Here is a 12,450-nt window from a genome sequence, read left to right as displayed (position 1 = left end):
TCATTGAGCCAGGTGAAACCCAGCTTATTCCTACGGGCATTGCTATTCATATTGCTGATCCTAAGCTGGCAGCAACGATTTTACCGCGCTCTGGGCTTGGTCATAAACATGGCATTGTATTAGGTAATTTAGTGGGATTAATCGACTCAGATTATCAAGGCCCGTTAATGGTTTCCTGTTGGAATCGCAGCAGTGAGCCTTTTACTTTGGCACCTGGTGAACGTTTAGCACAGTTAGTATTTTTGCCTGTGGTACAAGCGACATTTGAAATTGTTGATAGTTTTGACAGCAGCACCCGTGGTGAAGGTGGGTTTGGGCATTCTGGCAAACATTAATTTAATTTAACAAAGGAAGTTGTTAACAATGGTTACACAAACAACCAAAAAGAAAGTAAACCGCAAGGATGACATTTTACGTGCACTAGCAGTGATGCTTGAAGGTAGACCGGGGCAACGCATTACAACCGCTAAATTGGCTTCTCAAGTGGGAGTATCTGAAGCTGCTCTATACCGTCACTTTCCAAGTAAAGCGCGTATGTTTGAGGGGTTAATTGAATTCATCGAATCAACCGTATTTACACAAATTAATTTAATTAAAGATCAACAAAAACAAACGTTTGCAAGAGTTGAGCACTTGCTTTATTTTTTACTTGGGTTTGCAGAACAAAATCCGGGCTTAACCCGAATTTTAACGGGGGATGCATTGCAGGGAGAAAATGAACGTCTGCAGGCACGTATTGAGCATCTTTTTTCTAAATTAGAATCGCAAGTTAAGCAGATCCTAAGAGAGAAGCCTATACTTGATGGCGGCAAGTTGCATATTGATGAAACTATTGCTGCAAATTTATTACTTGCCTATGTAGAGGGGCGTATGAGCCAATTTGTACGCAGCCAGTTTAAAGATAAGCCCACTCAAAATTTTAAAGTGCAGTGGTCATTTTTTTATAGCCAACTCAAACAAAGTTAATAATTAAGGAGCTTCACTATGTCAGATAAAGCTACGGTTTCTCAAGCCGTAACAACAGATGTTGCACCAGAAAAAGCAATCGAAGTGATTAGCGAACGTCTTGAAGATAGTATCGATGTGGTAGGAAATAGCTTGGAATGGGTTGCTAATAATCAAAGTTTACTGATTGAATACGCGATGAATATAGCCGCTGCGATTTTAACGTTATTCATTGGTCTATTTGTGGCGCGTCTAATCTCTGGCGGTTTTCATAAAGTATTAACTAAACGAAAACTTGATAGTACCATAGTGGATTTTGTTGCATCTATGGCACGCTATGTGATCGTCGCGTTTGTTGTGATTGCAGCATTAAGTCGTATCGGTGTACAAACTACATCATTTATCGCTTTAATTGGTGCCGCGGGTTTAGCCATTGGTTTAGCGCTACAAGGTTCACTTTCAAATTTTGCATCCGGTGTTTTGATTATTGTATTACGTCCGTTTAAAGCGGGGGAATATATAGAAGCAGCCGGGATTGCAGGTAGTGTTGAATCGGTACAGATATTTGCTACCACTTTAACAACGATAGATAACAAATTTGTTGTTGTACCGAATTCTGCGATTTTAGGCGGTAATATCATCAACTATTCCCGTAAAGCAACCCGTCGTATAGATCTTACGATTGGCGTCAGTTACAGTGCCGATTTAGCAAAAACCAAGGCGGTTTTAGAGCAAGTAGTTAAAGCGAACAGCTCGGTATTAACGGATCCTGCTCCGCAGATTGCTGTTGCAGAGCTGGGCGATTCAAGTGTTAACTTAGTGGTACGTCCATGGGTTAAAAGCGAACAGTACTGGGATATACGTTTTGAGTTAATGGAAGCGATTAAAAACGGTCTTGATGAAGAAGGTATTGAAATTCCATTCCCACAAATGGATGTTCATATGGATAAGTAATCAAGCCTGTTGATTAATCCTTTAAAAAAGCCCCTAGCTTGGTAAACAAGTTAGGGGCTTTTTATTACTTTAAATTTTCAGGTATGGCTTCGACTTGGTTTTTATCCAGATCTTCATCTTCTGGTAGTGGTTGGCCTGTATAGGCGTGTAAAAAAGCTTCGCATAATAACTCACTATTGGTTGCATGGCGCAAGTTCTTTACTTGGCGACGAGTACGCTCATCGGTAAGTATTTTTAATACTTTCGTGGGGATTGAAACAGTTACCTTTTTTACTTGTTCGCTTTTTTTACCGTGCTCAGCATAAGGGCTGATGTATTCACCGTTCCATTTTGTAGACATGTTTATTACCCCCTAATTTTTGAAAGGACATTTTAACGTTTGTTGTTTGTGTTAGCAATCCGCACATCAAGATGGCTAGAAGTCTAGCTAATTGTGTTGAAGCAAATTCACTTTTGATTTAGTTATTTTCACTTTAATTTAAATAAGTTGACAAATGTTCATATTAAATTAAATTAATGACCATTAAAGACGTTTAGATGGCTAAAAACACGCACAAGGAACAGGTTATGAATAGTGAAGGGCAAACAGACAGTTATTTTTCAGCGCAGTATTTAGCAAAATTAAACCAAAATATTGCAGACATCAAACAGGATGTGGGTGTTTCTTTTGAGTTTTTTCCTCCTGCGACGCCGAGTATGGAACAAACCTTATGGGATTCTATTGAACGATTAAAAACATTAAAACCTAAGTTTGTGTCGGTTACTTATGGTGCAAACTCTGGGACGCGAGATCGTACCCATCAAATTATTAAAGATATCAAAAGTAAAACAGGCATGATTGCAGCTCCCCATTTGACTTGTATTGATGCCAATAAAGATGAATTACGTCAGATCGCTCGAGACTATTGGGACAATGATATTCGTAGCATTGTTGCTTTGCGTGGTGATATTCCTGCTGGTGGTTCGAAACCCCATATGTATGCGGCAGACCTAGTGCGTTTGTTAAAAGAGGAGGGGGACTTTGATATCTCTGTGGCCGCTTATCCTGAAAAACACCCGGAAGCGAGTAGCGCACAATTTGATTTAGATGTGTTGAAAGAAAAATTTGCAGCTGGTGCAAATCGTGCCATTACGCAGTTCTTTTTTGATGCGGAAACCTTTTTACGCTTTCGTGATAAGTGTGTTAAACAAGGTATTGATGGTGATCTTGTACCTGGTATTTTGCCTGTTTCTAATTATAAAACCTTGGTTAAGTTTGCAGGGCTGACCAATGTCGGTGTGCCTGACTGGATGCATAAATTGTATCAGGGGACAGAGAGTGATCCTATGACTCGCAATTTAATTGGTGCAACTATTGCGATGGATATGGTGAAGGTATTAAGTCAAGAAGGGGTAAAGGATTTTCACTTTTATACATTAAACCGCAGTGATTTAAGTTATGCGATCTGCCACTCTTTAGGATTACGTCCAGAGTCCTGAGCAGTTTAGTTGTTTTTTGTAGTGCTTTTAAATGGTGATAAAAGAAGTTCGTTATTTTCAGTCGATTCAATTTCATAAAATTGTGGCAGGTTAAAGTTGATTTGATCATCTAAGTTGCTTGGCGCACTGTTGTTTGATGCATAAAAGCGATTTACGTTCTGCACCAAATCATCTTTGCTGCCGGCAAAACTATGGAATGTTTCTACTTCATTATCTGCGTTTGCAATATAAACATTAAAACCGCCAGAGTAATTTTCAAAAAAGAACTGGATAAGTCCTTCACTGATATGTGATTCAATCACCTCTGCGGTCTGTTCAAAGTGAGTGTTTTTTAAATTAATCGCGCTGGTGGATAGCTTCTTCTTAGAAATATGACTATAAATATCAACAGTACTTTCCAAATGCTGCAGTGAAACTCCTGTGCGCTCGAAATAAAAACCAAATTTTCGACCACCCGTCCATAATGTCTGTACAGAACGCTGAGAAATTGAATCTAAACGCAGCTGTATGTATTCATTTAGTTTTGAACCAAAAGCTTGTTTAATCTGTTGTGTAAAATGGTGGCTATAACAGAATATATCTATCTGCTCCGGTGGGAGCGCATCTTGGTGCATTTTTCCTAAAATAGTTGTCAGGGCATCAACAACTGCGTAGTTATTGTCAAAATGCAATGTACGCACTTCGTTCCATGAGTTTCGGTAAATAAGATCAATGCTGCCGATTAAACATTCGCTATTATCACCATATGAGAAAACATCGCCAACTTGATTTAATTCGCTCTCCTGGGTGCTTTCCCAGTGACGAGTTGGATCTTTTTCTACGTTTAAAAAGATAGTGAGATGTTTTATTTCACAAGGCTGGCTAAGTGCCTGGTTGCTGGCTTTGGGGACATACACTGGAAAGACAGTATACAAATCTTGAATAAACTGGTTTAACTTTTGATCAACGAGATCGGAGCCTTGGTTATATAGATGTAATTTTGTATCCTCTTCATACAAACCATTCATATGACACCAGGCAATCAGCTTAGAGATATAATTTGCATGCATTAATGTTGGCGTGTTCATCAGTGTGTAATTATCAAGGGAGCAATTATATAAGTACCAGCCTGGTTTACTTTTTCTATTTTCAGGTACTTGGATAAAGCTTAAATGTGGCTCAGAAAGATCGGGCGATATATTGGGGTTAATAAGATCAACTTTACCTGGCAGAGTTTCATGGGCTGCATAAAGCTTACGGGATAAAATACCGATATCTTCTGCGCTGATCGATTCTGAAATATTATTATCACGAGCAAAGCTAAGTAATTTTCGGTAGCTGCTCATTAATGTTTCTAATAAAACATCTTTGGCTTTAGTTACCTCGTTAACTTTCCAGTTTTTACGGTTGTCCAAGTCTGCAATCTGGCTCTCATTCCACTGCCACTGACTTACAAATTTATTTAAAACCGTGCGTCGCCAGGCCGTATTGTCGTTAATGCAGACTTTTGAAAGATTTTCTTCTGTTTTCAGGTAAAAACAAGCTCGTACCACTTCAAGACGTTTACTATCGTTAATGCTGGTTAAATATGAGGTTACTTTTTCAAGCATTAAACAGTATGGATCAAGATTTTCATCGTAATAGCTTTGCTCTTGAAAGCTTTTTTTATAAGACATGGCAATTAATTCGGTATTTGGATACTCCCAAGAGTAGGCTTCCATCAGAATTGTTTTTAATACAGCCTTGTACGGATTATCAATGCCTTTATAAAGTTGCCAGAGTGTTGCACCAAAATACTCTTCGGCAGGAATACGGTGAAATCCACCTAAATCTAACCAATCATCAGGATCTAATTCCCCTTTATCATAAAGACTTTTTACATATTGATCGTAATTCTGCTCGTGTTTAAGAGGAATTTGTCGCCATAAAATTCTTTTACCAGCAACACGCAGTGCCGTACGATAAAATTCGTCGAGTAGTAACATGTGTTGCGATGAACCACATGCATCTTTAGTCATGCCGGCATCATTATCAACACGAAATTTATTATCGGGAATTAAAAAGAAGTTAAGTTCAACACCTAAACTTTCTGCCCAGTGAGTAATTAACCAGGCTTTTTCATCTAATAATTTGACTCGTTTTTGGTCAAGTTGGTGTGGATAACAGATCCAGATATCAAAATCACTTTCTGAACTTTGGCCAATCGATGAAGTACTGCCCATTGCATAAAGGCCGATTAAATCAGGGGATTGGTCACTCTCTTGGGGTAAATCAACGTGCAAAAAAGAGTTGAGCAGTTGCTGGTGTGCTTCTGTTATTTCATATTGAGCAATGCCAGTTGGCACATCTGCATTGATATAACCTGGTAGCGTTGGGTGATTAAAATGAAGTAAAAGAGGGAATGTTTGAAAAACGTTAATTTCGTCTTTATTCATTAAAACTTGTGCTGATTGGATCCGCAAGCGATTAAACTGATCGGCTTTATCACGTAATCTTTTAATTTCTGGATTCAATCGCAAACCTGCTATCAGTTAGATAAAATTAACAAACGGGTACAAAAGCGTGAGTACTATAACATTTTTCGCTGGGCAGGGAAATATCCCCTAATTTAAATCAGGATTTTAATTTCCTTAGATAATCAACCCTGAGCTCGTACAGGGTTGATTTGATTGGGGTTACTCTTCTATAACCTGGTAAGGCAGTGGCGCGTAATAAAGTGTTGAGCCTTCAATTTCCTGTATCTGGTAAACATCATCGCTATTGCTATCTTTAGGTAAAACAGCTAATACCTCAATATGCCCGTCACCGTATTGGCATCCTGAGACAACGGTACCGATACGTTTCCAGTTGTTGTTTAATAAAACTTGTACATTATCGCCTGCTTTTGGTGCTTCGCTTGCGCGACCAGTAAGGATAAATAGCGCGCGTTTATTGGCTCCTCGGTATTTTGCTCTGGCAACAGTTTCTTGTCCTATATAACAGCCTTTTGTAAAGCTGATACCGTCAAGCGCCTGTAAATTAAGCATTTGTGGAATAAATAAAGCTGATGTTTCTTTTTCAATAAAAGCAATACCAGAGGCAATGTTCATGGCATTCCATAGAGTGTCATCAAATACACTGGCACGATCTTTTAAGTCTTCGATTAAGTCGGACGCTTGTTGGTTTTTTAAAATGATTAAATAACGTAGTGATGGGTAGGGTTGTTTGATCATCACGCCATTGTCTAGCAAACGGCTTTGTTCATGTGTTGCTGCTGTATCTACTTTCTCTGCAATATATTCGGCAGACTTACAACCCGCCAGTCCAATCGCTCGATACTCTGTTTCTTTACATATTTCGACTTTTGAAAAAGCGCCATATTTTTGTAATTCAGGAAGTTGCTTTGCGGTAACTGAACTTGGTTGGGTCAGTAAAATGCGATCTTCTAAAACAATAACACGGAGAATACTCCAGGCTTTACCTTGTGGGTTGCATTGCGCGGCAAGTGTTTGCTGTCCTGGTTTTAAACTTGTCAAATCACAAGTAAGCTGCCCTTGTAAAAAATTGATACGATCTTCACCGCTCACTCGGATCAAATCCCAACTGTCAAGCGGGCATAAAACTAAATCGGGTAGGTGGCTAATATTGTTTAGTTGACTAAGTTTAAGCATTTAAGGCCTCATTTTAATACTGTTTCATTCTTTTACAATGGTATAGCTCACAACCTGTTTTGTCAGTAGTTGCTGTTAATAATTTGTTGTTGTTATGATGTCGGAGTACTTTTTTAAACAGGAAACAAAACGAATGGCAGAAGTGGTCAATAAATCTCGTTTATTATGGGCGTGTCGTAGAGGGATGTTAGAGCTCGATGTGTTGTTTATGCCTTTTGTTAATGAGGCCTTTGATCAGTTGCAGGATGCAGATAAAATAACTTTTCAGCGTTTATTAAGTTGTGAAGATCCCGAGCTGTTTGCTTGGTTTATGGGTAATAAGCCGTGCCCTGATCCTGAGCTGGTGAAGATGATAGATGTTATCCTCAAGCGCGTTAAAGTATAACATTGCTGTTAACAGCTCTTTTTACGGGGCTGTTTTTGTTTTTACCTTGTATTTTGCGCTTATTTTATTATCTCTGCTGATTGTTGGATTATCTTGGTTAACTGTTCCTTTCCTAATACTTTTGTTGATTGTTGCTGTTTATGGTGGAAAAAAAAACTATGCACAGCGATATAATCTGCAGTTAAGTGATTCTGGTTTGGTTGAGTTTGTATCAAAAAATGGCGATTTAATCAGTGCCAAGATAGGTTCATCTTCTTTTTATAATGGTTTTTTCTTATCTCTTCATTTACAAAATAATCCGGCTGATCTTGCTAATTTAATCGATAGAAAAAAAGTTTCTAACTCTTTTATTGTGATTTATAGGGATGCTGTCAGCGAACAAGAATATAGGTTACTCGCCCGATTGATTAACAGCGGGCGAGATTAAGCTTAGCCTGTTATGTTTTCGGGCATAAAATGGTTGGTTGTGGGTTGTCTTGTTGATCAGGGTAATCAAGGTTGTAGTGTAAACCGCGACTCTCTTTCCGTTCCATTGCGCTATTTATAATGATTTCAGCAACTTGCACAAGGTTTCTTAACTCCAACAGGTTATTGCTTACTTTGAAATGACTATAATATTCATCAATCTCTTGTTGCAGCATTTGCACACGACGCAGTGCACGCGCTAAGCGTTTATCGGTACGAACAATGCCTACATAATCCCACATAAATAAACGTAGTTCATGCCAATTATGTTGAATAACAACTTCTTCATCAGAGTCTTCAACTTGACTATCATCCCAATCAGGAATATCTGCAAATTTTCGCTCCTGATAAAAAGGCATATGATTGATAATATCTTTGGCACAAGCGTGCGCATAAACAACACATTCCAGCAGTGAGTTTGATGCCATACGGTTGGCGCCATGCAAACCTGTGTAAGAAACTTCACCTATCGCATATAAACCATCAATATCTGTTTGTCCACGATGATCGATCATCACTCCGCCGCAACTGTAATGTGCAGCTGGTACAATCGGTATTGGCTGATGTGCAATATCAATACCGAGTAATAAACAGCGACGGTAAATTGTCGGGAAATGTTTAGTAATAAAATCTTTCGACTTGTGGCTGATATCAAGATACATACAGTCAGCCCCCAATCGTTTCATCTCATAGTCAATAGCGCGTGCCACGATATCACGAGGGGCCAGTTCAGCTCTTTCGTCAAAATCGAGCATAAAACGCGTGCCATCTGGTCGCAACAGGTGAGCACCTTCACCTCGTAGTGCTTCTGTTAATAAAAAGTTTTTAGCGTCGGCATGAAATAAACAGGTTGGGTGAAATTGATTAAATTCCATATTTGCGATACGGCAACCACTGCGCCACGCCAAAGCGATACCATCACCACTTGAAACATCAGGGTTGCTTGTATATTGGTATACTTTACTTGCGCCACCCGTTGCAAGCGTGACGAAATGTGCTTTGATTGTTTCAACGCGCTCCGCTTGACGGTTCCAAACATAAGCTCCAAGTACACGGTTAGCGGGGAGGTTTAACTTGCGGCTGGTAATTAAATCAATAGCGTTATAACCCTCCATTAAATTGATGTTTTTATGTTTTTTAACAGCGCTGAGCAGGGTGTTTTCTATCTCTTTGCCCGTTGCATCTGCCACATGCAAAATACGACGGTGAGAATGACCACCTTCACGGGTGAGATGAAATTGTGTCTGGCCATTGTCATCAACTTCAGTGTCAAAATTAACGCCCGTATCAATTAACCACTGCATGCTCTCTTTGGCATTACTAACAGTAAAGCGAACCGCATCTTCTTCACATAAACCTGCACCAGCAATTAAGGTGTCTTCAACATGAGAGTCAATACTATCGGTATCAGAAAAAACTGCTGCCACCCCTCCTTGCGCGTAAAAAGTAGATCCTTCCGATAGTTTTCCTTTGCTTAAAACGTTTACTTTTGCATAAGGTGCAAGTTTTAACGCTAGTGAAAGTCCGGCCGCACCAGCGCCAATAATTAGGACGTCACAAATGTGTTGATGTTCACTTATTGATTTACTTTCTGTCATGGCACTATATGCTCTGCAATTAATGTATATTTTGATTGGGATTTCATTATATACCCAAGTGGCTTGGGGATATGTGTGGAGTCTATCCAAAAAATGATTTCTTTTGAAATTTTTTGGAACTTTCTTTTTTATTCAAAGTCATAACTGTGAATGCCAATATGGCTCACCATAATTATAGGTAGAGAAGCTCAATGAATGAGCGAGATTTAGATTTTCAATTAATTCAGCGTATTCAAAATGGGGAGCAACAAGCTTTTACATTATTGGTTAGAAAATACCAAAACCGAGTCGCAAACATACTAACGCGTTATGTCCGTAATAGTGGTGATATTGCCGATGTTACGCAGGAAGTATTTATCAAAGTATATAACTCATTACCCTCCTTTCGAGGTGATAGTGCATTTTATACTTGGTTATATCGCATTACTGTAAATACGGCTAAAAACTATTTAACCAGTCAAAGTCGTCGGCCTCCATCTTCTGATATAGATGCGATGGAAGCCGATAGTTATGACGGCAGTGACGCATTAAAAGAGGCGGATGATCCGGAAGGAATATTACATTCCCAAGATATAAAAAAAGTTATTTTGAATACCATCGAGCAACTACCTGCTGAATTAAAATCAGCAATTACATTAAGGGAGCTTGAAGGTATGAGTTATGAAGAGATTGCAAACATTGAAGATTGCCCGATTGGTACCGTGCGCTCTCGTATTTTTAGAGCTCGTGAAGCGATCGATAAACAATTAAAACCTTTATTAGAAGATTAGTTGGGAAAAACAATGAAAGAAAATAATGAACAATTGTCAGCCATTATTGATCATGAAGTTGTTGATAAGCAGTTATTAGATGAACTAATAGCAAACGAAGCACAACAAGCACAGTTTTCACGTTATCACTTAATTGGTGATGTGATGCGTGGTGAGGCGGCCGATCAATTCCTCAATATTGATATTAGCCAGAAAGTGATGGCTGAAATTAATAGGCAACCACGATCAGCGCAAGTGAGCACACTTGATACTTCGGTAAATACAACCGAAGCACAAAAAGACAGTAATATTATCTCTTTTGTGAAACGCTTTAGCCAATATGCAATTGCGGCGTCCGTTGCGGGTGTGGTGGTGCTAACAAGTCTTGTTACTTCTCAGCCAGCGGTTGAAAACAGTAATCGCGGACTTGAGGTGTTAAATACCGTTCCTTTTGGTGGTGCAGTAGCGCCTGTTAGTTTGCAAGCAACGCATAAGCAATCAAAACAAGCGATGAAAGAGCACAACGAACGACTTGAAGCTTTATTAAAAGACCATCAGCTACAGTTGCAAACTCAACCATAGTTATCAGCCATAGTTACAGGTGTCATAAGGTAAATTAATGAAGCTAAAACTAATTTTCACAACGTTAGTTACAACCATTTTTGTTCTTATTAGTAGTGTTACATTTGCTATTGAAGCAGATCAGTCAGTAAAAGTTAACGAAACTAACGTTGAAAAAAAAGAAGCGTTAACAGCAATCGAATATTTGCAACTTATGCAAAAGTCGTACAAAGAATTAAATTATGAGCTGTTATATTTAAATAGCTTGCAAAATCAAGTTGAACCCAAGCAGTTGATTCATGGTGTTATTGATGATCAAGAGATTGCATATTTTCGTTTTTTAAATGGAGCAATGCGTGAATCTTTGCAATTTTCGGACAAAATAAGTTATTTTGAACAAGGCTCGCAAGCTTATACTTTACAATCAACACACAATCGTAGTGTTTTTGCCAATATTGCCAATTTTGATTACAACAAAGGGCAAGATAGTTATGAGTATATAATTTTAGGCAAAGGTCGTATTGCAGGTAAACAAGCAATTGCAATTCGAATGATTAGCAAGGATGAGTATCGTTATAGTTATATTGTCTGGTTAGATGTCGACTCCCATCTGCCATTGCGTTTAGATACCCTGAATAAGTCAAACCTAATTTTAGACCAAGTTATGGTGGTGTCGTTACTTATCACTGAAACGGTAAACCCGTGGTTAGAAAAATTAAGCCTGCAACAGTTACCGCAATTATTGCATCTTCCTCAAGTTTCACAACAACAAGCATCCCAATGGAAAGTGAATTGGTTACCTACAGGCTTTAAAGTTGTTAGGAATGATCTGCACAAGTTGGTTATGCATGAAAATGAACCCGTGTCATATATCATGTTAAACGATGGTATTGTTAGCGTTTCAATTTATATCTCAGCTAAAAAAATAGCTTTGGATGAAAAACAAAAAATAATTCAGCGTGGTGCAACGGTACTTTATACTTACCAGAGAGATGATATTGAAATCAACATTGTTGGTGAAATCCCGATTGTTACAGCAAAACGTTTAATTGAATCTGTTGCTAAGGTTAAATAATGATTCGGGAAACTGGAAAAATAATTGCAATAGAAAAGCAAAATGAGAAAACTATTGCGGTCATTGAATGTATATCAAAATCCGCATGTTCATCTTGCCACAACGGAAGTAGTTGTGGGGTTGGTGTTGTAGCAAAAGCATTTTCAGATAAATCACATCAATTTGAAGTGCCCTATAAAGAGGGAATGGAAGTTGATAAATTTGTCGAATTACAAATAAACAATGGTGATTTAATTAAAAGCGTAACACTGGCTTACCTTGTACCTCTTCTTTTTTTTATCGGTGGTGCATTAATAAGCAAGCAATTTTATTTTATAAATGAAAGTATGCTCATATTAATAGCTATTAGCTGTGCAGCCATTGGTTTTGTTTTTACACGCTTCTTTAGTCATAAATTATTCCCTCAAAAACAGCTCAATAAAATTATTAGCAGTGAATTACAGAAATAACGACCAACAAAACAGCTATTTGTTTACTAATTATTCGTTTAGACATTTATTTCAAATAAATACAAATAAACACTTGCCAATGCTTCTTCAATCCCTATAATGCGCACCCACAGACACGGGGCACAACGCAAGTTACCCAGTGACTGAGAACGAAAGAGGTT

General features: G+C 38.4%; 14 protein-coding genes. 10 read left to right on the top strand and 4 right to left on the bottom strand.

Annotated elements, in window-relative coordinates:
• The 3 genes from dut to AC4GME_RS12840 all read left to right on the top strand — a co-directional run.
• The coding region (gene dut, locus AC4GME_RS12850; protein WP_490379524.1) for a dUTP diphosphatase at positions 1-335 on the top strand (335 nt) is incomplete at its 5' end.
• Between the two features lie 28 nt (positions 336-363).
• A complete protein-coding gene (gene slmA, locus AC4GME_RS12845) occupies positions 364-966 on the top strand; it encodes a nucleoid occlusion factor SlmA (RefSeq protein ID WP_490379523.1) in 603 nt (200 codons plus the stop codon).
• An 18-nt stretch (positions 967-984) separates the two neighbouring features.
• Positions 985-1,899, top strand: coding sequence for a mechanosensitive ion channel domain-containing protein (locus tag AC4GME_RS12840; protein WP_490379522.1), 915 nt, complete (start codon positions 985-987; stop codon positions 1,897-1,899).
• A gap of 64 nt (positions 1,900-1,963) precedes the next feature.
• On the opposite strand, the gene metJ is transcribed toward AC4GME_RS12840, so the two are convergent.
• On the bottom strand, positions 1,964-2,239 hold the full coding sequence (gene metJ / locus AC4GME_RS12835) for a met regulon transcriptional regulator MetJ (RefSeq protein ID WP_490379521.1): 276 nt from the start codon (positions 2,237-2,239) through the stop codon (positions 1,964-1,966).
• 227 nt (positions 2,240-2,466) lie between these two features.
• On the opposite strand from metJ, the gene metF reads away from it, so the two are divergent.
• The gene (metF, locus tag AC4GME_RS12830) at positions 2,467-3,378 is read left to right on the top strand and encodes a methylenetetrahydrofolate reductase (protein WP_490379520.1); all 912 of its coding nucleotides are present in this window, start codon (positions 2,467-2,469) and stop codon (positions 3,376-3,378) included.
• Between the two features lie 5 nt (positions 3,379-3,383).
• Here metF and AC4GME_RS12825 read toward each other — a convergent pair whose 3' ends face one another.
• Positions 3,384-5,870: a class I adenylate cyclase gene (locus AC4GME_RS12825; protein WP_490379519.1), complete on the bottom strand. Its 2,487-nt coding sequence runs from the start codon at positions 5,868-5,870 to the stop codon at positions 3,384-3,386.
• Between the two features lie 162 nt (positions 5,871-6,032).
• Positions 6,033-7,007, bottom strand: a complete 975-nt coding sequence (gene ygfZ, locus AC4GME_RS12820; protein WP_490379518.1) for a tRNA-modifying protein YgfZ — start codon at positions 7,005-7,007, stop codon at positions 6,033-6,035.
• Between the two features lie 133 nt (positions 7,008-7,140).
• On the opposite strand from ygfZ, the gene AC4GME_RS12815 reads away from it, so the two are divergent.
• Both AC4GME_RS12815 and AC4GME_RS12810 read left to right on the top strand, forming a co-directional pair.
• Positions 7,141-7,392 carry an FAD assembly factor SdhE gene (locus AC4GME_RS12815; protein WP_490379517.1) on the top strand — a complete coding sequence of 84 codons (252 nt, stop codon included), beginning with the start codon at positions 7,141-7,143 and terminating at the stop codon, positions 7,390-7,392.
• Entirely contained in the window at positions 7,364-7,819 is a 456-nt protein-coding gene (locus tag AC4GME_RS12810) for a protein YgfX (RefSeq protein ID WP_490379516.1), read from the top strand. Before AC4GME_RS12815 ends, AC4GME_RS12810 begins: the two co-directional genes overlap by 29 nt.
• 10 nt (positions 7,820-7,829) lie before the next feature.
• On the opposite strand, the gene nadB is transcribed toward AC4GME_RS12810, so the two are convergent.
• Positions 7,830-9,455 carry an L-aspartate oxidase gene (gene nadB / locus AC4GME_RS12805; protein WP_490379515.1) on the bottom strand — a complete coding sequence of 542 codons (1,626 nt, stop codon included), beginning with the start codon at positions 9,453-9,455 and terminating at the stop codon, positions 7,830-7,832.
• A gap of 191 nt (positions 9,456-9,646) precedes the next feature.
• On the opposite strand from nadB, the gene rpoE reads away from it, so the two are divergent.
• The 4 genes from rpoE to AC4GME_RS12785 are packed head-to-tail and all read left to right on the top strand — an operon-like array spanning position 9,647 to position 12,289.
• Entirely contained in the window at positions 9,647-10,225 is a 579-nt protein-coding gene (rpoE, locus tag AC4GME_RS12800; RefSeq protein ID WP_490379514.1) for an RNA polymerase sigma factor RpoE, read from the top strand.
• A 12-nt stretch (positions 10,226-10,237) separates the two neighbouring features.
• Entirely contained in the window at positions 10,238-10,786 is a 549-nt protein-coding gene (locus tag AC4GME_RS12795) for a sigma-E factor negative regulatory protein (RefSeq protein WP_490379513.1), read from the top strand.
• Between the two features lie 37 nt (positions 10,787-10,823).
• Positions 10,824-11,840 (top strand): MucB/RseB C-terminal domain-containing protein, encoded by a 1,017-nt coding sequence (locus AC4GME_RS12790; RefSeq protein WP_490379512.1) that lies wholly within the window; start codon positions 10,824-10,826, stop codon positions 11,838-11,840.
• Positions 11,840-12,289, top strand: a complete 450-nt coding sequence (locus AC4GME_RS12785) for a SoxR reducing system RseC family protein (RefSeq protein WP_490379511.1) — start codon at positions 11,840-11,842, stop codon at positions 12,287-12,289. The genes AC4GME_RS12790 and AC4GME_RS12785 overlap by 1 nt, the downstream gene beginning before the upstream one ends.
• Positions 12,290-12,450 lie beyond the last annotated feature (161 nt).

This window comes from Psychromonas sp., assembly GCF_983033635.1.
The sequence above is the reverse complement of the archived record's forward strand: the minus strand, read 5'-3'. Positions and strand labels throughout refer to the sequence as shown.

What these genes read in the sequence shown, in the direction of transcription:
- AC4GME_RS12795 (WP_490379513.1), top strand. Translation starts at nt 10,238, where the DNA reads ATGAAAGAAAATAATGAACAATTGTCAGCCATTATTGATCATGAAGTT.
- AC4GME_RS12840 (WP_490379522.1), top strand. Translation starts at nt 985, where the DNA reads ATGTCAGATAAAGCTACGGTTTCTCAAGCCGTAACAACAGATGTTGCA.
- AC4GME_RS12785 (WP_490379511.1), top strand. Translation starts at nt 11,840, where the DNA reads ATGATTCGGGAAACTGGAAAAATAATTGCAATAGAAAAGCAAAATGAG.
- AC4GME_RS12810 (WP_490379516.1), top strand. Translation starts at nt 7,364, where the DNA reads ATGTTATCCTCAAGCGCGTTAAAGTATAACATTGCTGTTAACAGCTCT.
- slmA (WP_490379523.1), top strand. Translation starts at nt 364, where the DNA reads ATGGTTACACAAACAACCAAAAAGAAAGTAAACCGCAAGGATGACATT.
- ygfZ (WP_490379518.1), bottom strand. Translation starts at nt 7,007, where the DNA reads ATGCTTAAACTTAGTCAACTAAACAATATTAGCCACCTACCCGATTTA.
- AC4GME_RS12815 (WP_490379517.1), top strand. Translation starts at nt 7,141, where the DNA reads ATGGCAGAAGTGGTCAATAAATCTCGTTTATTATGGGCGTGTCGTAGA.
- nadB (WP_490379515.1), bottom strand. Translation starts at nt 9,455, where the DNA reads ATGACAGAAAGTAAATCAATAAGTGAACATCAACACATTTGTGACGTC.
- rpoE (WP_490379514.1), top strand. Translation starts at nt 9,647, where the DNA reads ATGAATGAGCGAGATTTAGATTTTCAATTAATTCAGCGTATTCAAAAT.
- AC4GME_RS12790 (WP_490379512.1), top strand. Translation starts at nt 10,824, where the DNA reads ATGAAGCTAAAACTAATTTTCACAACGTTAGTTACAACCATTTTTGTT.
- metJ (WP_490379521.1), bottom strand. Translation starts at nt 2,239, where the DNA reads ATGTCTACAAAATGGAACGGTGAATACATCAGCCCTTATGCTGAGCAC.
- metF (WP_490379520.1), top strand. Translation starts at nt 2,467, where the DNA reads ATGAATAGTGAAGGGCAAACAGACAGTTATTTTTCAGCGCAGTATTTA.